Below are 18,088 nucleotides of genomic sequence, written 5' to 3'. Positions count from 1 at the left end.
GTCCGGGCTCCCCCCTCGTGGAGTCCGGACGGCGCGGCCGTGGTGGTGCGGGGGTTGCGGGGCCGGGTCAGGCGTGCAGGCGGCGCAGCAGCCGGTAGGAGGCGTAGACGGCCAGGGCCGCGACCGCGAGCAGGATGCCGGTCTCGACGAGCTGGAGCGGCCAGTGGTGGGACTCCGGGTGGTAGTCCACGTAGCGGCCGGTGATGCCGAGTGCGTTCAGGCACGTGTCGCCGACCTCGCTGCTGTCGGCGCAGGTGCTGAAGGGCAGGCGCTCGCCGGTGCTGGTGAGGTAGCCGGAGTCGACCACCCACCGGCCCGGGTGGAAGTCGTCGATGCGGGACGAGTAGGTGGCCGTCACGACCGGCCACAGGTGGGGCCGTACCTTGCCGAACCCGTACACCGAGATTCCCTGGACCACCAGTGCCACGGCCATGGAGCGGAGGGTGTTCCGGAGCAGCAGGCCGGCGAGGGTGCCGACGGCCAGGGCGAAGAGCGCGTACGTGAGGGGCAGCACACCGCTCGTGGGCCGCAGCCCGTCCATGTACCACTCGTCGGTGTACTGCTCGGCCTGTCCCGAGGCCCAGGCGTGGGCGGCGGTCAGCACGAGGGTCACCGCCACGACTGCCGTCGCGGGGACGGCCAGCTTCGCGGTGAGCCAGCGGGCGGGCGATACGGACTGGGTCCAGGCGAGGCGGTGGGTGCCGCTCTCCAGTTCGCGTCCGATCGCGGGGCCCGCCATGAACGCCCCGTACACGGCGGGCAGGAGGACCAGGAGCAGCTGGATCCAGTTCCGGGCGGTGCTGAGGCGCAGCTGGCTGTCCATGTAGTCGCGTACGGACTGCGCGCAGGCGTGGGTCGGGCTGTTGCTGCCCACCTGGCAGCCGGTGCGGGCGAAGGCGGCGGCGTCGTGGCCGACCCACATTGTGACGGCCACCAGGCCGGCGACGATGAGCACGGTGAGGAGGATCAGCAGCTGGAACGCGCGCAGGTGCTGGCGGACGACGAGCCGGGCGGGGCCGCGCAGACCGGTGGAGGCGGTGGCGCGGACGGCCGGGCGGGGCGGGGCGAGGGTGCTCATGGTGCGGTCACCGTCCGGGATTCCTCGTGGCGGGCACTGTCCTGACCGGGGTCGGCGATCGTCAGCGGAGGGGCGTCGGGGGACCGGAGGTGGGCGAGCAGCAGTTCCTCCAGGGACGGGGTGGTGACCTGCCAGGCCTTCTGGTCCACCGGACCCTTCGGCCTCACCAGCGCGGTGAGTTGGCGGCCGGTGGCGCGGGATTCGACCACCGTGTGCGGGGCGAGGTCGGCGGCCTGCCCGGTGAGTACGGCGTGTGCGGCGAGGATCTCCTCGGTGTCCCCGGCGAGCCGGACCCGGCCTCCGTCGACGAGCAGGAGGTGGTCGCAGGCACCCTCAAGCTCGGTGAGGATGTGCGAGGACATGACGATGGTGGTGCCGTGCTCGGCGGCCTCGGCCATCAGCAACCCCATCAGCCGGTGGCGGACCAGCGGGTCGAGATCGGCCATCGGCTCGTCCAGCAGGAGGAGTTCGGGCCGCTTGCCGAGGGCGAGGGCCAGGGCGAGCCGGGTGCGGGATCCGCCGGAGAGGGTACGGACCCGCGCGGTGCGCGGCAGGTCCCCGGTGAACCGCCCGGCGGTCTCCGCGTCCCAGCTGCCGGGGTTGAGTTCCGCGCCGGTCAGCAGGGTCTGTGCCACGGTCAGCTGTCCGTAGAGCGGCTTCTCCTGGGCCACGTACCCGATGCGGGCGCGGGCTTCGGCCGGTGAGGTGCCGAGCACCCGCAGGGTCCCCTCGGCGGGGCGGAGCACCCCGGCGGCGAGGGCGAGCAGGGTGGACTTTCCGGCCCCGTTGGGGCCGACGAGGGCGGATATCCGCCCGGCGGGCAGCCGGAAGGAGCAGTGGCGCAGGGCCCATGCGTCCTTCCCGCGCCGGTACGTCGTGCCGAGGCCGTCGGCCTCGATCGCGGCGACTGTCATGCGTTCGTTTCCCCCTCGTGTGCGCTGTTCGTCCGTGACGTGCCGTGCGGCGCCGGCCCGCCGCTCACCCCCGACGTGCCGCCCCCCGTGGGCGCACCGTCCAGTGCTGCCGTGAAGAGGGCTGTCATGTCGTCCCGTTCCAGGCCTGCGGCGCGCGCCCGGCCGACCCAGTCGGCGAGTTCGGTGCGGAGCGAGGAGTCCGGGTTCTCGTGGGCCGCGCCGCCGAGGGTGCGCCGGACGAAGGTGCCGAGGCCGCGGCGGCCTTCGGCCAGTCCCTCGCGCTCCAGCTCGCGGTAGGCCTTGAGCACGGTGTTCGGGTTGATCGCGGTGGCCTCGACGACCTCGCGCGCGGTGGGCAGCCGGTCGCCGGGCCGCAGAACTCCCAGGCGCAGCGCCTGTTTCGTCTGCTGGACGATCTGCATGTAGGTGGCGACACCGCTGCGCCGGTCGATGCGGAACTCGACCGCTGCGGACTCTGCCATGCGGTCAACACCCTTTCACTAGTTGAGTAGTGAAAGGGTGGGGCAAAGAAGGGGCGGCGTCAAGTGACGCCGCCCCTGGGGTGGTTGATGTTCTGGAGAACCAATGTGTATCTGGGGTACGGACCGGCCGAGGAGGGGACCTACGACTCCGTGCGGTACATCAGGTCGACCTCGTGCGTGGTGAAGCCCATCCGCTCGTACACCGTCACGGCAGCCACGTTGTCCGCGTCCACGTAGAGCATCGCGTCGGGCAGCCCCTCGGCGGCGAGGTGGCGCAGGCCCACGGCGGTGAGCGCCTTGCCGAGGCCGCCGCCCTGGGCGTCGGGCCGGATGCCGACCACGTACACCTCGCCGAGGTGCTCCTCGGCGTGCACCTTCGTCCAGTGGAAGCCGACGAGCTCGCCGTCGCGCTCGGCCAGGAAGAAGCCCTTCGGGTCGAACCAGGACTCTGCCTTGCGGTCGTCCAGGTCCCGCTGGGTGAGGCCGCCCTGCTCCGGGTGGTGGGCGAAGGCGGCGCTGTTCACGGCGAGCCAGGCGGCGTCGTCCTGGCCGGGGACGAAGGTGCGTACGGTGACGCCCTCCGGCAGCACCGGTTCCGGGATGTCGAGCGGGACCAGCGGGCGGCGGAGCTGGCGCAGTTCGCGGAAGAGGCTGAGCCCGAGCACCTGCGAGAGGTGGCGGGCGGCCGGGCCGCCGCCGTGCGCCCACACCCGCAGACGCTTGCCGCTGGCGGCGAGCAGAGCGGCGCCCAGCGCCCGGCCGTGGCCGTGGCCGCGCTGTTCGGGGAGGACGACGAGTTCGGCGGCCGGGGCCTCCACGGGGTCGGTGTCCTCCAGTTGCGCGTACCCGGCCAGTACGCCGCCGCTGGTCAGCAGCAGGTGGCGTACGCCGGTCCGATGGCCGCCCCGGAGGTAGAGCCGTCCCTGTTCGGAGACCGCCTGCCGGCCGTCCGCCCGGGCGGCCTCGGCGAGCAGGTCGAGTACGGCGTCGGCCTGGACGGGTGCGAGCACGTCCAGTGTCTGGATCTCGCGGCCGGGTGCGGGGAGCGGTACGTCAGTCGTCATACGGACGAGCGTACGGCGGGCGGCCCGCCGGGTGGCGGTACGGCCGGGCGGCGGAGAGAGCGCCGGGAGCGGTGTCGCCGTATTCCGGGTATTCCGATTGCCGCGCCCGACGGGGTCGGGTAGGAAGCTCGCATGTTGAGGGGTGGCAAGGTCGGCCTCAGGGGCCGGCACGAGGACGACATTCCGACCCTGCGGGCCGGGCTCTACGACGACGTGGCCGAATCCTCGCGGTCGAGCGGCGCGCCGTGGCGGCCGGCCGTGCCCGGTTCGGCGGACTCGCGGCTCGTGCTGGACGACGGGGACCAGACGCAGGTCCCGTTCTCCGTGGTCGAACTGGACGGTGACGCGCTGATCGGTGCGGCGTCGCTCTGGGGCATCGACACCCACAACCGGACCGCGCACGTGGGGCTGCGCCTGTTGCCCTCCGCCCGCGGCAAGGGGTTCGGCAGCGACGTCGTCGCGACCCTCTGCCACTACGGCTTCGTGGTGCGCGGCCTGCGGAGGCTCCAGATCGAGACGCTGGCGGACAACCCCGCGATGGTGCGCGCCGCCGAGCGCAACGGCTTCGTCCGCGAGGGCGTGCTGCGCGCGTCGGCCTGGGTGCTGGGCGAGTGCGTCGACGAGGTGCTGCTCGGACTCCTCGCCGAGGAGTGGAAGCAGGAAGCGCGGAATTCGTCCGCGGAGACGCGTTTCTGACGGGATGGCAACCAGCTCGTAACCCCGAAAGCCTGTCGCGCTACGCGCGTTGACCCTAGGCTTCCGCACGCACGACTCAGACATGTCAACACCACGTACCGCACGCTGAACACTCACAAGGGGACCGATGTCAGCGACTCCGAAGAAGAACCGAGCCACCCGGCGGCTGCTCGCCCTGGCGGTCGGTGTGGCCACGGTGAGCGCGCTCGCCGCGCTGCCGGCCGGCGCCCACGACCGTGGGGGCAGCCACGGCCACGGCAGCAGCTCCGGCCACGGTCACGGCAAGCAGCCCAGCACGGTCGACGTGCAGCTGCTCTCCTTCAACGACCTGCACGGCAACCTGGAGCCGCCGACGGGCTCGTCCGGCACGGTCTCCGAGATCCAGGCGGACGGCACCACGAAGTCGGTGACCGCCGGTGGCGTCGAGTACCTCGCCTCCTCGCTGCGCACCGCGCGCCAGGGGCACCCGTACTCCGTCACGGCGGCCGGCGGCGACATGGTGGGCGCGAGCCCGCTGCTCTCCGGGCTCTTCCACGACGAGCCCACGATCGAGGCGCTCAACGGCCTGGACCTGGACGTCACGACGGTCGGCAACCACGAGTTCGACGAGGGCATCGACGAGCTGACCCGCCTCCAGAAGGGCGGCTGCCACCCGGTCGACGGCTGCTACGAGAAGGGCAAGAAGTTCCAGGGCGCGGACTTCCCCTACCTCTCCGCCAACGTCACCAGCGAGAAGACCGGCAAGCCGGTCCTCAAGCCGTACTGGGTGTGGAAGAAGAACGGCGTCAAGATCGGCTTCATCGGGGTGACCCTGGAGGGCACGCCGAACATCGTCACGGCCAACGGCGTCAAGGGACTCCAGTTCCACGACGAGATCGAGACGGTCAACAAGTACGCCAAGGAGCTGGACCGCCAGGGCGTCAAGTCGATCGTCGCGCTGATCCACGAGGGCGGGGCCCCGGCCTCCGGTGCGTACAACTACGACTGCGACAGTCCGGGCGCCGGCGCGGGCGTCTCCGGTCCGATCGTGGACATCGCCAAGGGCATCTCCCCGAAGGTCGACGCCCTGGTCACCGGCCACACCCACACCGCGTACGTCTGCACCATCCCGGACCCGGCGGGCAAGCCGCGCATGGTCACCTCGGCCGCGTCCTTCGGCAAGCTCTACACGGACACGACTCTCACCTACGACCGCCGCACCGACGACATCGTGCGCACGTCGGTGAAGTCGGCGAACCACGTCGTCACCCGTGACCAGGCCAAGGCCTCGGACATGACCGCGCTCATCGCCCGCTGGAACGCGCTGGCCGCCCCGATCGCGAGCCGCCCGCAGGGGTACATCTCCGCCGACATCAACGGACGCGGCTCCACCGCCCTGGAGAAGCCCCTCGGTAACCTGATCGCCGACGCGCAGGCGGAGGGCCTGGCCCCCGCCGACCAGGGCGGCGCACAGGTCGCCTTCATGAACCCGGGCGGCATCCGTGCCGACCTCGTGTACGCCAACTCCGGCGGCGAGGGCGACGGGGTGGTGACGTACGGCGAGTCCTTCACCGTGCAGCCGTTCACCAACATGATGAACGTGGTCGACCTGTCCGGCGCCAACCTGATCGCCGCGCTCCAGCAGCAGGTCAGCGGCCTCAACGAGGCCAGCCCGAAGATTCTTCAGGTCTCGAAGGGCCTCACCTACACGCTCGACCTGACGAAGGCCGGCGCCGCCCGCGTCTCCGCGAGCAGCATCAAGCTGAACGGTGAGGCGATCGACCCGGCGAAGACCTACCGCGTCGCGATGAACGAGTTCCTCGCGGGCGGCGGCGACGGCTTCCCGGCCCTCGCCCTCGGTACGAACAAGCTGGTCGGCCCGTCCGACCTGGACCTGTTCAACGCCTACCTGGCGGCCCACTCCACGGCCGCCGCCCCGCTGGCCCCGCCGGCCACGGACCGCATCACGATCGTGCAGTAGTCCACGCGGACGGTGAGGGGGCGGTGGGCCGGAAACGGCGCACCGCCCCTTCGCGCTCCACGACGTGCTTCCGCTCATCGTGCTCGGGAGGCTCGTGGAGTGGCGGCCCGAGAGAGCCCGGCAGACGTGAGCGGTCAGAAGACCTCTACGCCGTACCAGGCGAGAGCCTCGTTGACGGGCTGGTAGTAGCTCAGGCACGAGCCGGTGTTCCGGCCCGAGAGGATGCCGAGCGCGGCGGTGCCGAAGAAGAGGGGGCCACCGCTGTCCCCGCCGGCGCGGCAGATCTCGGCCACGTCCATACCGGTGACCTGGTGGTCGCTGTAGTTGATGGTTTGGTTTTTCTGGCGCATGGGGCCACACGCGTACTTGCTGTTGTAACCGCTTGCGCAGACATCTTCGAGGATGACGCTGTCGCGCGAGTAGCTGATGTCCTGAGCCACGCCCCCCGCGGCCGTCACATTCCCGTAGTAGGTGACGTCGTCCCTGTTGTAGGCCCGTATCAGGCCGAAGTCATTCCCGTTCGAGTAATTGTGGCCGGTGGTGTACCCGATGTAAGTCCCGTCGGACTTGGTCCAGTCGGTTCCCGGAGACGTGGTGCAGTGGCCCGCGGTGAGGAAGGAGATGTCGTTGGAGTCCGTCTTGCTCCGTACGCTGAAGCCGTACGAGCAGTAGTGGTACCCGTTGCTGATAAAGTCGCCGCCGTTGATGGAGGACGACGCGGTTTCCTCGTTTTCGCCCGTGACGCGGTCGATCTTCGCGGCGTCTCCGTAGGGCTGGATGAATGCGCTCAGCGTCTGGAAATCAGCGTCGCTGACGGTGCTGTCCGCCCTGACGACGACCTGGTTCAGCGTCACGTCGACGCCCCACATGGTGCCGGGAGTCCGGAACGTCTGGTCGAGCAGCTCCTTGATCGAGTTCAGGTAGGCGGTGTCGTAGGCGACGCGCCGCGGGGTGGCGCCGGCTTCCGCGACCGCTTCCGCGCTTTCGCCGTCGGTCACGTTGACGACGATGCGCTTCGTGCCGGGGTCCAGATACAGGCCGGCGGTACGCGAGTCACTCAATTCTTCGACGAGCGCCTGGGTGACTTTTCCACTCGGGCCGCCGGCCACCGCGACATCGCGGCCCGTCCCGGGGACCGGCGTCTGGGCCTGCGCACTCGGCGTCCCGACCGACACGCCGGCGACGAATAAGACAAGAGTCGCGAATTTGATGGCGCCGAGCTTGGTGATGTGCATGGAAAACTGTGTCCTCCCGTTTTCCGCCGGCTTTCTGTCGGCGGGTGTGGGAAAGAGTGCAACAGTCCGACATGAAATTCTCACCACGGAATTTTGAATTCCGATGCATCGCCGGTTCCGGACGATTCGGACCCTTTGTCGGAGAACAGGGCCCCGCGTGGCTGGTGGCTGAGGGCTCTCCCACCATTCGGCGCGCACCGGCCAGGAGTTGCGGGACAGCCCTCAGCCGGAGCCCACCTGCGGTGGCCGGTGCGGCGTCCGGACCGGGGCCGACCGGTGTGCCTCAGGCCCACCGCGGCAGGTCGCTGCCCCACCGGGTCGGGGCCTGCTTCCAGTTTCCCGGGGCGCCCTCGTAGTGGATCGGGGGCAGGGCGTGGGAGAGCAGTCCGTAGGGGGACGGGGTCGCGGTGAGCCAGGGGGCGGGGTCGTAGCCGTGGCCTTCGGCGGGGACGGCGTCGATGCCGTGCAGCAGCCAGGACGCCGTGCCCGCCAGGGAGAAGCGGAGACGGCGTCCGCCTCCCTCGGTCCTACGCTCGCCCAGCGCGCGCAGGACGGCGGCGGCGAGCAGGTAGCCGGTGGCGTGGTCCAGCGCCTGTGCGGGCAGCGCGCCGGGCCGGCCGTCGTCCGCCGCCTCGATGGAGGCGATACCCGTACCGGCCTGGACCAGGCTGTCGAAGCCGCGCCGCTCCGCCCAGGGGCCGGACCAGCCCCAGGCGGAGAGCTGGGCGACGATCAGGCCGGGGCGCCGGGCGAGGAGCGCGTCGGGGCCGAGACCGAGCCGGTCCAGCGAGCCGGGGCGGTAGCCGGTGACCACGACGTCCGCCTCCCGGAGGAGCTCTTCGAAGGCCCGCGCGCCGGCGGGGGCCGCGAGGTCCAGCAGCGTGGAGCGCTTGCCCGGACCGGTGTCGGCGTGCGCGTCCGGGTCCTCCCGGAGCCAGGGGGCGTCCACCCGCAGCACGTCGGCGCCGAGCAGGGCCAGGGTGCGGGTCGCGACGGGGCCGGAGATGGTGCGGGTGAGGTCCAGCACCCGTACCCCGTCGGCCGGGAGGGACGCGGGCGCCAGAGGCCGGGGGTGGCCGGCCTCGCCGATGCGCGCCGACTCGGCCAACGGCAGGCCGGCCGGGGCGGGTTCGCAGGCCACTGCCACGGCGAGGCCGCCCGCCGCGTAGACGGTCTCCTGGATCTCCACCGCCGTGCGTGAGGCCAGTTCCTTCGCGACCGGCTCCACGAGGTCCTCGTCGTTCCCGGAGTCCGGGAGACCGAGCGCGTGGAGCAGACGGGTGCGGTGGTGCGGGTAGTTGGCGTGGGTGCGTACCCATCCGTCGGCCGTCGGCCAGAACCGGGACAACGGGGCGAAGGAGGTGGGCGTCTCGCCGTCGACCGTGAGGTGGCGTTCGCTGATGAACGCGGTGGCCACCGCGCCCTCGTCCACCCGTACCGCCGGGACCGGAACCCCGTTGCGGAGCGCGAGGAGTTCCGCCGCCGCGAGTGAGGCGGCTCCCACACTGGCGCGGGCGAGCTCCCGTACCGGCAGCCGGGACGGCAGGACGGCACCGGCCCCGGCGTAGGACACCCCTTCCAGCAGATCGCTCCGGCCTCCCAGGGCGGTCCAGGCGTATGTGGTCGCGGCGTCCTCGGTGTGCGTCATCGGATCATTATGTGAGAGGGGGCAGGCGATCCCAAGGGACGGAAAGCCGAACGTCGTTGAGCCTGCCGGACGGCACGGGGTGTCGGCTCCCGTCAGACACGGCCCAGGAACCGCAGGTCACACGGTTCACGTCCTTGGTGGGCATGGAACACGAGGAGAATCCTGCGGACGCCCGCGAGCCCGCCGGGCAGCAGGCCAAGGGGGGCCTCGGCTGTCTGCTCGCCGGCCTCGGCGCGGCGGTCGCACCGCTCGCATGGGCGCCGAAGGCGGCCATCAGCGTCGACGGCGGGCTGGAGGGCCATGCCCGCGATCTGAGCGTGCTCTACGTCGACCTTCCGCTCATCGTGCTCGGCGGGGCGCTCGTACCCGCTCTGGCCTGGGCGCTGACCCGGCGGTGGACGCACCGGCCCTGGGCCCCCGCCCTCGTCGCGGTGGCCGCCCTCGCGCTCGGGGTCGCAGGGCTCCTGGAGTGGTGGACGCCCGAGCATCCGGCGAACCCGGGCGACGGGCCGGGTATCTGACGCTCCGGGCCGGTGCCCGCGCCGTCCTGGGCGGGAGTACGGTGCCGAGCACGGCTGCGGCTGGGAGCGGAGGGGGCGGCGGTGCGGGCAGGTCTGGCAGGTGCGCGCGCGTGGAGCGTGCGGCGCAAGGTGACGGCCTACGTGGTCGCCCAGGTGGCGGTGGTCGGGGCGTTGCCGGCCGTGTACCCGGGTGCGGATCTGGATGTTTCCCTGGCGTTCGTGGTCGCGGGGTGCGTCGGCCCTGCCGTGGGCGGCATGGTGGCGCTGGTCAACGCCACGAAGGGCCGCTCCGGAAGCGGCGGACCGAGCGACTGAACGCGGGCAGTGGCCCGCACCCGCCCGCCGATCCCGGTGACGCCTTCGGACGACCGGGATTCACGCCCGCCCGGCCGGATCCGGTACGCGCGCCCGCCCGGACCGCCCGAGGGTGAACCACACCGCCTTGTGGCCGGGCAGCCGGTCGTCCAACGACGTGGTGCCCCAGGCCAGCGCCAGGCTCTCCACGATCAACAGGCCGCGTCCGCATGGTCGGTCGGGCCCGGGGTGCCGGGCGGCGAGCGCCTGGACAGCGAGTGGGTCGAAGTCCGCGACGGAGACGGTGACCCGCTTCCGGTTCACCGCCACATGCACTCGAACCAGTGACGAACTGGTGTGCCGGTACGCGTTGGTGACCAACTCCGTGACGCAGAGCTTCGCGTCGTCCACGAGTTCGCCGTGCTGCTCCCGTCCCAGCAGCGACGCGACGAACGCCCTCGCGATACGAGCTGCCGACGCGGTGTTCGGCAGCGTGAGCCGGTAACGCTCGCCGCCGAGCGGGTCGGGCGGTGCGGGGGCCGGGGTGGTGGTGGTCATGTGCGTACTCCCGTCGCGGTCGGGTCAGTGGTGCCTGGCACCGGGAGGGAGCCGTGGCGATGGCCGTAATCTGGTACGCCCTCAAGGCGTGTGTGTACGGCTGCACTTCGGGCTCTTCGACCTGCTTGCCGGTGCTGTGAGGAGACATTAGCGCGGGGTCTCACTTGTGCACCTTCATCGGCTCATTAAGTGACCGAATGGATTACGGTGAGGCCGCCAGCGAGACTGTGAGCCGACCAGAGGAGAGCGTGATGCCACCGAGAAAGGCGCCCACGGCCCGGCAGTGCCGCGTGGGGATCGAGCTGCGCAAGATGCGCCAGCATGCGGGACTCGCCCTGGCCGAGGCGGCGACCCTGCTCGGTACGGACCGCACCGCCATCAGCAACACGGAATCCGGGCGCTTCGGGGTGAGTGCGGATCGGGTGCGAACGTGGGCCGGCGGCTACGGGTGCCCCGACTCGGCCTACGTGGAGGCCTTGGCCGCTATGGCGGAGGAGCGGGTCAAGGGCTGGTGGGAGGAGTATCGGGGTGAGTTCACCAGTGGAGCGTTGGATCTGGCGGAACTGGAGCATCACGCGGTCGGTATTCGGTCCATGCAGGTGATCTACCAGCCGGGACTGCTGCAGAACGAGGATTACGCCAACGCCGTGTTCGATCAGGCGGTGCCGCAGCTGATCCCGGCTCGTCGGCGTCGGCTGATTTCGCATCGATTGAGGCGCCGAGACGTCCTCGACCGGGTCGACGCGCCCGTGTGTACGTTCCTGATCCACGAAACCGCGCTCCGGATGGTGTTCGGTAACTCCCGGGTGGCTCGCGGGCAGCTCGACCATCTGCTCAGGGAGTCGGAGCGGGAGAACGTCGTGGTCAGGGTGGTTCCCTTCGCTGCCGGCGGCTTCCCGGAGACCGGCAGCGCGACGCAATATGTCTACGGCCCGGTTCCACAGCTGGATACCGTGCAGATGGATACGGCGACCGGACCTGCATTCCTGGATGCCGAGACCCGCCTCGTCAACTATCGGGCCGCACTGGACCGAGTGGAGGAGCTGTCGCTCGGCCGAGGGGAGTCCAGGGACTTCATTCGAAAGGTCGCACAACAAGTGTGAAGGCGTGAGAACCATGGAAATTCAGTGGCGCAAGTCCTCCAAGTCGTCTGCCCCCGAGGGCAACAACTGCCTGGAGCTGGCCGAGTACGACGGTGAGATCCTGCTGCGCGAGAGCGACAACCCGGACGTGGTCGTCCGGACGACGCGCGTCAAGCTCCGGGCCTTCCTGGGTGGCGTCAAGGAAGGCGAATTCGACGACCTGGCGTGAGCGTCTCCGGTCTCATCGCGGTACGCGCTTCGGGCGGCCCTCACCGGCGCAGGTGAGGGCCGCTTTCGATTTTCGTACTACATGTGTAGAGCTATTAGGTTCACTCGTTAGACGTCAAACTCTTGATACGGAAGCGCGTCAGGCGCTAGCTTCGTAACGCTCGACTGCCGCCCGTGCGGTGGTCAACTCCTCGAACATCTGCGCCTGTTGGGGGAGGTGGGCCCGTGCGCCCCTGCTCTGCGGCTCGTCACGCCGGTTGCGGGCGGGGGCGTCCTCGGCGCTGAACAAGGAGGCCACCCCGTGCACGACTCGCTCCCGCCGACCGCAACGCCCCCGAACCTCTTCCGCTGCGAGCGGGTCACCTATCACGCGGTCGAAGACGACGAGATCGTGGACGCGGCACACTCCACCAGCAACACCCCGCTCGAAGCCGTCCGTTGGGTCCAGGGACAGGTGCGCGCCATCGTCGCGCGTCTCCCGCCCGGTGAAGAGGTACAGGCCCGGCGCTGGGACGAGGGTGGCGGCTGCATCGGGGCGCTCGCCGCGCTCCACCGGGGTGAGGCGTGCGGGTTCACCCTCCGGCACGGCGACTTCTGGAGCGAGTGGAACTTACGCCCCTGGGGCGAGGCGGACGTCTTCGCAGCCCGGTCCGAGGGGCTCGGCTCGCGTTGTCAGGGTGTGGAGTTGTTCCTCCGGATGCCCGACGACCTCGACCTCCGCGACCGGTTCTGAATCTTCCCCCTGCCGACAGAGCCCCGGGGCACGTCAGGGGCGCGTCAACGTTGCGGACCGACTCGTCAGGGGTGCATCAAGGCCGCACACCGGAGGAGTCGGGCGTCCCTAACGTCGACCGTGGAGAGCCGGGATCGAACCGGTGGCACGGAGCCGACGTGGCCACGGCGCGGCTCTCCACGGGGCGGGGTGGTGCGCGCGACCCAGGACGCGTCCAGGACGCGTGGTGCCGCGCGGTCGCCCGGCTCGTCCGTACGGTCCGGTCGGTGCCGGAGCGGGCCCGTCGCCTCCCCTCCCGGGACAGCGACGGCCGAACGCGCCGTCGCCCGCGACCAGACGAGAGTCAGGGACCCTGGTGCATTCGTACGAGACGCCGTCCGAGAAGTCCGCTCGGACCCCATCGCCGCGCCCGCAGCTCCGCCGCGCCGGGCCGGGCACCGCACCCACCGCCACGACCGCCGCGTCGGTGCTCAACCTCCAGCGCCTCGCGGGCAACGCCGCGGTGACCCGGCTGCTGGGAGAGGAACACGAGCATGGCGCCGGATGCCACCACGGCACACCGGTGCAGCGGTCGTCGGTGCTCGACGCGCTCCGGACGCCCGGCACCCCGGTCGACCCGCGCATCCGCGCCAAGGCCGAACAGGGTCTGGGCGCGGACCTCAGCGACGTACGGGTGCACAGTGGCCCCGAGGCGCACCGCTCGGCGGCCGAACTCGGGGCCCGTGCCTACACGTCGGGCCGCCACATCGTCGCCGGTGAGCAGGGCATGGACGAACACACCCTGCTGCACGAGCTGACCCACACCTGGCAGCAGCAGCGCGGCCAGGTCGCCGGTACCGACAACGGCACCGGTCTGCGCCTCTCCTCGCCGGGCGACCGGCACGAGAACGAGGCGGAGTCCTGGGCCCACCTCCTTGCGAAGGTGCCAGCGCGGACTCCGGGTACCGGTGAGCATGTCGGCGGCGAGCGAACGGCGCCCGTGCCCGGGCACGCCGGACCGTCGGTCCAGCGGGCACCCGCGCGCGACGAAGAAGGCGGGGGAGCGCGAGCAGGCGAGAACGAGTCGACGAAACGCTTGCTCAAGCTGGCCGCCAACGTGATTCCCGAGTCCGTTCCGCTCATCGTCCAGGCGATCGGCAACGCGATGGCGGAGAAGGGCACCAAGGTCTACGCGAGCGGGGTCGCGCTGAACGGCGCGGTGGGGCTGGGCGAGATCATCCGGGGGTGCCACAGGCTCCGGCAAGGAAAGGACCTGCCCAGCGCTTGTCGCATCCTGTTCGGCGCCATGAACCTGGCCGGAGCGGTCACGTATGGCGTCAGCCAAGTCCTCGAACCGGACAAGAAGACCATCGCCTCCGCGGTGGGCGCCGCGGTGCAGGGCCTGTCCTACATCGGAATCATCGTCACCGCCACGCACGTCATCGTGGAGGACGCCGTGAAACTGGAGCGATTCAGGGCGGAGGAATCGGTCGGTATGTCCTCCGCCGTCTCCTTGCATGCGGGGCAGAACCAGCCGCGCCGGAGAAGAGGCTCCTCTTCCGCCCGCCCCGCCACGCCCCCGAGCCCCTCCGTAGCTCCGCGACTCCCGATGCCGGACTTCGGGGAGCCCGGTCTCGGCCTCACCTGACGCGCTCGGGGGGCCGGGGCCGTCCGCTGATCCGGCGGGAACCCACTCACGCGTGAGCGCCGGAGAGGGCCTGGACCCCAGGAGGAACCGGGCCCCCCGGGGCAATCGCTTCCGCGTGCCGCACGGCCGCCCCGCCGTCCCCCGCCCCTCAGCCGATCTCCGGCGGCGGCGTGGGCGCCCCCGGCAGCCGGACGACCGCCTCCGTGCCGATGCCGTCCGCCGCCGGGTGCAGGGACACCTCGCCGCCGGACTGCTGGACGGAGCGGGCGACGATCGACAACCCGAGTCCGGAGCCGGGGAGTTGGCGCGCGGAGGGTGAGCGCCAGAAGCGCTCGAAGACGTGCGGGAGGTCGTCGGCGGGGATGCCGGGGCCGTGGTCGCGTACCTTCAACTCGCCCCGGTTCAGGGTGACCTCGATGGTGCCGTGCGCCGGGCTGAACTTCACCGCGTTGTCCAGGATGTTGACGATCGCCCGCTGGAGCGCGGCCGGTTCGCCGCGTACGTACCAGGGGGCCAGCTCGGCGGTGATGGTCAGCTCGGGGCCGCGCAGCCGGGCGCGTTGCAGGGCGGTACGGGTGATGTCGTGCAGGCCCACCACCTCCAGCGGGCCGGGCTGGGCGGCGTCCGGGCGGGCGAGTTCCTGGAGGTCGCCGATGAGCGCGGCCAGCTCCGTCATCTGGGCGGTGACCGAGGCCATCAGGGCCTTCCGGTCGTCCGGCGGGATGGCCCGGCCGGTCTCCTCGCTGCGGGCCAGCAGCTCGATGTTGGTGCGGAGCGAGGTCAGCGGGGTGCGCAGTTCGTGCCCGGCGTCGGCGATCAGCTGGGACTGGCGGTCGCGGGAGGTCGCGAGGGATGCGGTCATCGAGTTGAAGGAGCGTGACAGCCGGGCGATCTCGTCCTCGCCCTCCACCGGGATGCGGACGGTCAGGTCCTCGGTGCGGGCGACGTGCTCGACGGCCAGGGTCAGTTCGTCCACCGGGCGCAGCCCGGACCGCGCGATCCACATACCGGCCGCCCCGGCGGCGACGACGCCGATCCCGGAGACGGCGAGGAGTAGCCAGGCGAGGGCGGAGAGTGGGTCGTCGACCTCGCTCATCGGGCGGCCGATGGTGGCGGCGGCGTCGGAGGGGGGCAGGAGGCGGTAGGTGAAGACCCGCATCCGTACGCCGTTCTCGGCGGTCTCGGTGTGCAGGGCGTCGCGCTGCCGGCCCTCGGCCACCGCTCTGTCGGCCGCGGTGACCGGCAGCTCGGAGGAGTCGTCGGAGCTGCAGACGGTGCCGTCGGAGTCGATGATCTGTACGGAGACGTTGCCGAGGAACGGCGGCATTCCGGACTGCGCGCCGGAGTTGCAGAAGTCCAGCAGGGTGCGGGCGTCCTTGAGGTCCAGCCGGGAACTGCGCAGCGAGTCGTCCATGCGGTGTTCCAGCTGCTGCTTGGTCACGAACCAGCAGGCCAAGGCGACCGCCGCCACCGCGACGGCCACCGCGAGGGCGACCAGCAGGGCGAGGCGGGAGCGGAGCGGCAGGGTGCGGAGCCGGCGCACCAGCCGCCTCACCCCTCGCCGCCGGAACGCAGGGCGTACCCCACCCCGCGCACGGTGTGCACGAGGCGGGGTTCGCCGCCGGCCTCGGTCTTGCGGCGCAGGTACATCACGTACACGTCCAGGGAGTTGGAGCTGGGTTCGAAGTCGAAGCCCCAGACGGCCTTGAGGATCTGTTCGCGGGTGAGGACCTGGCGCGGGTGCGCGAGGAACATCTCCAGCAGGGTGAACTCGGTACGGGTCAGCTCGACGGGGCGGTTGCCCCGGGTGACCTCGCGGGTGGCGAGGTCCATGCGCAGGTCGGCGAAGGAGAGCACGTCGTCGTCGGTGATGTCGGCGCTCGCCGCCGCCGCGTAGGAACTGCGGCGCAGCAGGGCGCGGATGCGGGCGAAGAGCTCGTCCAGCTCGAAGGGCTTGACGAGATAGTCGTCGGCGCCCGCGTCGAGGCCGGTGACCCTGTCCCCCACGGTGTCGCGGGCGGTGAGCATGAGGATGGGGGTGGTGGTCCCGGTGGCCCGGATGCGGCGTGCGGCGGTGAGGCCGTCCATCCGGGGCATCTGGATGTCCAGCACGATGAGGTCGGGGTGGTACGCCTCGGCTTTGGTCAGAGCGTCGTAGCCGTCGACGGCGACCTCGGTGGCGTACCCCTCGAACGCGAGGCTCCGCTGGAGCGCCTCGCGTACGGCGGGTTCGTCGTCGACGATCAGGATGCGCTGCGGATCGTCTTCGGCGGGGCTCATCGCTCGGCGTCCTCTTCTCGTCTCGGCTGCGTGAAACAGCTGCGGATGGTCTCAGCCTCGCACGCCGGGCGGGCCGAACGGCGGTTCAGCGGGTGGTCAGGAGCCGTCGCCGGAGCGCAGGGTCTCCAGGTCTGCCTTGACCGTGTCGACGGGGATGGCGAAGCCGAGGCCGACGCTGCCCGCGCTGGAGCTGCTGGTGCTGCTGGACGAGCTGGGGGAGTACATCGCGGAGTTGATGCCGATGATCTGGCCGCTCATGTTGATCAGCGCGCCGCCGGAGTTGCCCGGGTTGAGCGAGGCGTCGGTCTGCAGAGCCTTGTAGGTGGTGGTGGAGGAGCCGGTGTCGCCGTTGAACTGCTGGCCGCCGAACTCGAACGGCCACTGCTGCTCGCCGCTGCCGCCCTGGCCCTCGCTGCCGTAGCCGCCGAAGCCGCCGGACCCGTCGGTGCTGCTCGAACCGCTGGAGTCGCTCTCCTCCTTCGCGACCGTGACGTCCCGGTCCAGCGCGGAGATGATGCCGCTGGTGACGGTTCCGGTGAGGCCCTCCGGGGAGCCGATCGCCACGACCTGGTCGCCGACCGCGATGTTCGAGGAGTCGCCGAGGGTGGCCGTCTTCAGGCCGCTCGCGTTCTCCAGCTTGATGAGGGCCAGGTCCTTGTCCGCGTCGGTGCCGACCACGTCCGCGGTGTAGGTCTTGCCGGTGGAGAGGGTCACCTTGATCTGGGAGGCGCCGGTGATCACGTGGTTGTTGGTGACGATCTCGCCGTCCGAGGTGATGACCACGCCGGAGCCGGTGGAGTCGCCCGCGGTGGAGGTGGCGCCGATCTCGACGATCGCGGGGGAGACGGCCGCCGCGACCCCGGCGACGGTGCCCGCGCTGCCGGCCGAGACGGTGGTGCCGCTGACGACGCTGCTCGCGCTGGTGCCGCCGGTGCCGTTGTCCGAGAGGTCGCCGACCAGGGCGGCGGTGCCGCCGCCGATCGCCGCCGCCGCGATGGCGACCGCCGCGAGCAGCGCGTAGGGCCGCTTCACCTTCCGCGCGGGCTCCTGGGGGAGCGGCGCGGGAGCGGGGTACCCGGCGTACTCGGGGAAGTCCGAGAAGCCGCCGCCGCCCGCGTCGCCCGCCGCGCCGCTCGGCCACACCGTGGTCTGCGGGTCCACGGCGATGGGCTGGGCCGGCTCGTACGCCGGGGGCGGCGGGTACGCGCCGGCGGCGGCCGGCTGCTGCGGTGCGGGGTGCGACTCGGTGCCGTACGAGTCGTTGCCGTACGTGGGATACGTCGGGTACTCGCCGCTCGGGCGGGGGCTCTCAGTCATGAGGAAAGCGTGTCCGCGGAACATGAGAAGAGCCTGAGCCCCCGCTGAGAAGCCGGGCAGAACCTCGCGGGCCCGGTCCCGAGGGCTGCCGCGGTCCTCCCGCCGGTCCACGGGCCCGGCCGAAGGGGCGCCGGACCGGTGGCGCCGGGGAGCGCTGCGGCGCCACCCGGCCGGCGACTTTGTGTGCCCGGCCGGCTGCGGACGGCAACGCCGCGAGGTCCCCCACCTTCTACGAGTTCGACTCGATGGACCTGCTCAAGCTCTACCGGGAGCTCACACCACCGGCCACCAGGGGCGACCGGATTCGGCCACTGCCGGGACGGTGGTCTCCTGCCCAATTCGCCCGAACTCATACGAACCGTGGTGCCCCA

General features: G+C 71.3%; 19 protein-coding genes and 1 pseudogene. 9 read left to right on the top strand and 11 right to left on the bottom strand.

What is annotated here, in order from left to right; translation table 11 throughout:
- Nucleotides 1-67: 67 nt before the first annotated feature.
- The 4 genes from ACFWEP_RS17730 to mshD all read right to left on the bottom strand — a co-directional run bounded on the left by ACFWEP_RS17730 (nt 68) and on the right by mshD (nt 3,538).
- Nucleotides 68-1,078: an ABC transporter permease subunit gene (locus ACFWEP_RS17730; RefSeq protein ID WP_387371222.1), complete on the bottom strand. Its 1,011-nt coding sequence runs from the start codon at nt 1,076-1,078 to the stop codon at nt 68-70.
- Nucleotides 1,075-1,992, bottom strand: coding sequence for an ABC transporter ATP-binding protein (locus ACFWEP_RS17725; protein ID WP_387371221.1), 918 nt, complete (start codon nt 1,990-1,992; stop codon nt 1,075-1,077). The genes ACFWEP_RS17730 and ACFWEP_RS17725 overlap by 4 nt, the downstream gene beginning before the upstream one ends.
- Nucleotides 1,989-2,474 carry a GntR family transcriptional regulator gene (locus ACFWEP_RS17720; protein WP_387371220.1) on the bottom strand — a complete coding sequence of 162 codons (486 nt, stop codon included), beginning with the start codon at nt 2,472-2,474 and terminating at the stop codon, nt 1,989-1,991. Before ACFWEP_RS17720 ends, ACFWEP_RS17725 begins: the two co-directional genes overlap by 4 nt.
- Nucleotides 2,475-2,614: 140 nt before the next feature.
- On the bottom strand, nt 2,615-3,538 hold the full coding sequence (gene mshD / locus ACFWEP_RS17715) for a mycothiol synthase (RefSeq protein WP_387371219.1): 924 nt from the start codon (nt 3,536-3,538) through the stop codon (nt 2,615-2,617).
- Between the two features lie 132 nt (nt 3,539-3,670).
- On the opposite strand from mshD, the gene ACFWEP_RS17710 reads away from it, so the two are divergent.
- Nucleotides 3,671-4,234 (top strand): GNAT family N-acetyltransferase, encoded by a 564-nt coding sequence (locus ACFWEP_RS17710; RefSeq protein WP_387371218.1) that lies wholly within the window; start codon nt 3,671-3,673, stop codon nt 4,232-4,234.
- A gap of 127 nt (nt 4,235-4,361) precedes the next feature.
- Nucleotides 4,362-6,194 carry a bifunctional metallophosphatase/5'-nucleotidase gene (locus ACFWEP_RS17705; protein ID WP_387371216.1) on the top strand — a complete coding sequence of 611 codons (1,833 nt, stop codon included), beginning with the start codon at nt 4,362-4,364 and terminating at the stop codon, nt 6,192-6,194.
- Nucleotides 6,195-6,328: 134 nt separating this feature from the next.
- Here the strand turns inward: ACFWEP_RS17705 and ACFWEP_RS17700 are convergent, their stop codons facing one another.
- Complete coding sequence (locus ACFWEP_RS17700) at nt 6,329-7,429, bottom strand: S1 family peptidase (protein WP_387371214.1); 1,101 nt, start codon at nt 7,427-7,429, stop codon at nt 6,329-6,331.
- Between the two features lie 283 nt (nt 7,430-7,712).
- Nucleotides 7,713-9,077 carry a CoA transferase gene (locus tag ACFWEP_RS17695; RefSeq protein ID WP_387371213.1) on the bottom strand — a complete coding sequence of 455 codons (1,365 nt, stop codon included), beginning with the start codon at nt 9,075-9,077 and terminating at the stop codon, nt 7,713-7,715.
- A 143-nt stretch (nt 9,078-9,220) separates the two neighbouring features.
- Between ACFWEP_RS17695 and ACFWEP_RS17690 the strand changes: the two genes are divergently transcribed.
- Together ACFWEP_RS17690 and ACFWEP_RS17685 are read left to right on the top strand one after the other, a co-directional pair.
- Nucleotides 9,221-9,598, top strand: coding sequence for a hypothetical protein (locus ACFWEP_RS17690; protein WP_387371224.1), 378 nt, complete (start codon nt 9,221-9,223; stop codon nt 9,596-9,598).
- Between the two features lie 81 nt (nt 9,599-9,679).
- Nucleotides 9,680-9,913 (top strand): hypothetical protein, encoded by a 234-nt coding sequence (locus ACFWEP_RS17685; protein WP_387371211.1) that lies wholly within the window; start codon nt 9,680-9,682, stop codon nt 9,911-9,913.
- 60 nt (nt 9,914-9,973) lie between these two features.
- On the opposite strand, the gene ACFWEP_RS17680 is transcribed toward ACFWEP_RS17685, so the two are convergent.
- Nucleotides 9,974-10,450: an ATP-binding protein gene (locus ACFWEP_RS17680; RefSeq protein ID WP_387371209.1), complete on the bottom strand. Its 477-nt coding sequence runs from the start codon at nt 10,448-10,450 to the stop codon at nt 9,974-9,976.
- A gap of 251 nt (nt 10,451-10,701) precedes the next feature.
- Here ACFWEP_RS17680 and ACFWEP_RS17675 point away from each other — a divergent pair, with 251 nt between their 5' ends.
- Both ACFWEP_RS17675 and ACFWEP_RS17670 read left to right on the top strand, forming a co-directional pair.
- Nucleotides 10,702-11,553, top strand: a complete 852-nt coding sequence (locus ACFWEP_RS17675) for a DUF5753 domain-containing protein (protein WP_387371223.1) — start codon at nt 10,702-10,704, stop codon at nt 11,551-11,553.
- Nucleotides 11,554-11,566: 13 nt separating this feature from the next.
- A complete protein-coding gene (locus ACFWEP_RS17670) occupies nt 11,567-11,761 on the top strand; it encodes a DUF397 domain-containing protein (protein ID WP_328720827.1) in 195 nt (64 codons plus the stop codon).
- 138 nt (nt 11,762-11,899) lie between these two features.
- Here the strand turns inward: ACFWEP_RS17670 and ACFWEP_RS17665 are convergent, their stop codons facing one another.
- On the bottom strand, nt 11,900-12,049 hold the full coding sequence (locus ACFWEP_RS17665; protein WP_387371207.1) for a hypothetical protein: 150 nt from the start codon (nt 12,047-12,049) through the stop codon (nt 11,900-11,902).
- 12 nt (nt 12,050-12,061) lie between these two features.
- On the opposite strand from ACFWEP_RS17665, the gene ACFWEP_RS17660 reads away from it, so the two are divergent.
- Both ACFWEP_RS17660 and ACFWEP_RS17655 read left to right on the top strand, forming a co-directional pair.
- Nucleotides 12,062-12,493, top strand: coding sequence for a hypothetical protein (locus tag ACFWEP_RS17660; RefSeq protein ID WP_387371205.1), 432 nt, complete (start codon nt 12,062-12,064; stop codon nt 12,491-12,493).
- 355 nt (nt 12,494-12,848) lie between these two features.
- Complete coding sequence (locus ACFWEP_RS17655) at nt 12,849-14,120, top strand: DUF4157 domain-containing protein (protein ID WP_387371203.1); 1,272 nt, start codon at nt 12,849-12,851, stop codon at nt 14,118-14,120.
- 148 nt (nt 14,121-14,268) lie between these two features.
- Here ACFWEP_RS17655 and ACFWEP_RS17650 read toward each other — a convergent pair whose 3' ends face one another.
- From ACFWEP_RS17650 to ACFWEP_RS17640, 3 genes are all read right to left on the bottom strand, one after another.
- A complete protein-coding gene (locus tag ACFWEP_RS17650; RefSeq protein ID WP_387371201.1) occupies nt 14,269-15,675 on the bottom strand; it encodes a sensor histidine kinase in 1,407 nt (468 codons plus the stop codon).
- A complete protein-coding gene (locus ACFWEP_RS17645; RefSeq protein WP_387371199.1) occupies nt 15,672-16,400 on the bottom strand; it encodes a response regulator transcription factor in 729 nt (242 codons plus the stop codon). Before ACFWEP_RS17645 ends, ACFWEP_RS17650 begins: the two co-directional genes overlap by 4 nt.
- A 96-nt stretch (nt 16,401-16,496) precedes the next feature.
- A complete protein-coding gene (locus tag ACFWEP_RS17640) occupies nt 16,497-17,717 on the bottom strand; it encodes a S1C family serine protease (protein WP_387371197.1) in 1,221 nt (406 codons plus the stop codon).
- Between the two features lie 206 nt (nt 17,718-17,923).
- On the opposite strand from ACFWEP_RS17640, the pseudogene ACFWEP_RS17635 reads away from it, so the two are divergent.
- Nucleotides 17,924-17,992: pseudogene (locus ACFWEP_RS17635) on the top strand (peptidase); the annotation flags it as partial.
- Nucleotides 17,993-18,088 lie beyond the last annotated feature (96 nt).

It is taken from the genome of Streptomyces sp. NPDC060198 (genome assembly GCF_042728415.1).
Classification (GTDB): Bacteria; Actinomycetota; Actinomycetes; order Streptomycetales; family Streptomycetaceae; genus Streptomyces.
This window is presented reverse-complemented; position numbering and strand designations above follow the sequence as displayed.

What these genes read in the sequence shown, in the direction of transcription:
- ACFWEP_RS17730 (WP_387371222.1), bottom strand. Translation starts at nt 1,078, where the DNA reads ATGAGCACCCTCGCCCCGCCCCGCCCGGCCGTCCGCGCCACCGCCTCC.
- ACFWEP_RS17725 (WP_387371221.1), bottom strand. Translation starts at nt 1,992, where the DNA reads ATGACAGTCGCCGCGATCGAGGCCGACGGCCTCGGCACGACGTACCGG.
- ACFWEP_RS17720 (WP_387371220.1), bottom strand. Translation starts at nt 2,474, where the DNA reads ATGGCAGAGTCCGCAGCGGTCGAGTTCCGCATCGACCGGCGCAGCGGT.
- mshD (WP_387371219.1), bottom strand. Translation starts at nt 3,538, where the DNA reads ATGACGACTGACGTACCGCTCCCCGCACCCGGCCGCGAGATCCAGACA.
- ACFWEP_RS17710 (WP_387371218.1), top strand. Translation starts at nt 3,671, where the DNA reads ATGTTGAGGGGTGGCAAGGTCGGCCTCAGGGGCCGGCACGAGGACGAC.
- ACFWEP_RS17705 (WP_387371216.1), top strand. Translation starts at nt 4,362, where the DNA reads ATGTCAGCGACTCCGAAGAAGAACCGAGCCACCCGGCGGCTGCTCGCC.
- ACFWEP_RS17700 (WP_387371214.1), bottom strand. Translation starts at nt 7,429, where the DNA reads ATGCACATCACCAAGCTCGGCGCCATCAAATTCGCGACTCTTGTCTTA.
- ACFWEP_RS17695 (WP_387371213.1), bottom strand. Translation starts at nt 9,077, where the DNA reads ATGACGCACACCGAGGACGCCGCGACCACATACGCCTGGACCGCCCTG.
- ACFWEP_RS17690 (WP_387371224.1), top strand. Translation starts at nt 9,221, where the DNA reads ATGGAACACGAGGAGAATCCTGCGGACGCCCGCGAGCCCGCCGGGCAG.
- ACFWEP_RS17680 (WP_387371209.1), bottom strand. Translation starts at nt 10,450, where the DNA reads ATGACCACCACCACCCCGGCCCCCGCACCGCCCGACCCGCTCGGCGGC.
- ACFWEP_RS17675 (WP_387371223.1), top strand. Translation starts at nt 10,702, where the DNA reads ATGCCACCGAGAAAGGCGCCCACGGCCCGGCAGTGCCGCGTGGGGATC.
- ACFWEP_RS17670 (WP_328720827.1), top strand. Translation starts at nt 11,567, where the DNA reads ATGGAAATTCAGTGGCGCAAGTCCTCCAAGTCGTCTGCCCCCGAGGGC.
- ACFWEP_RS17645 (WP_387371199.1), bottom strand. Translation starts at nt 16,400, where the DNA reads ATGAGCCCCGCCGAAGACGATCCGCAGCGCATCCTGATCGTCGACGAC.
- ACFWEP_RS17640 (WP_387371197.1), bottom strand. Translation starts at nt 17,717, where the DNA reads ATGACTGAGAGCCCCCGCCCGAGCGGCGAGTACCCGACGTATCCCACG.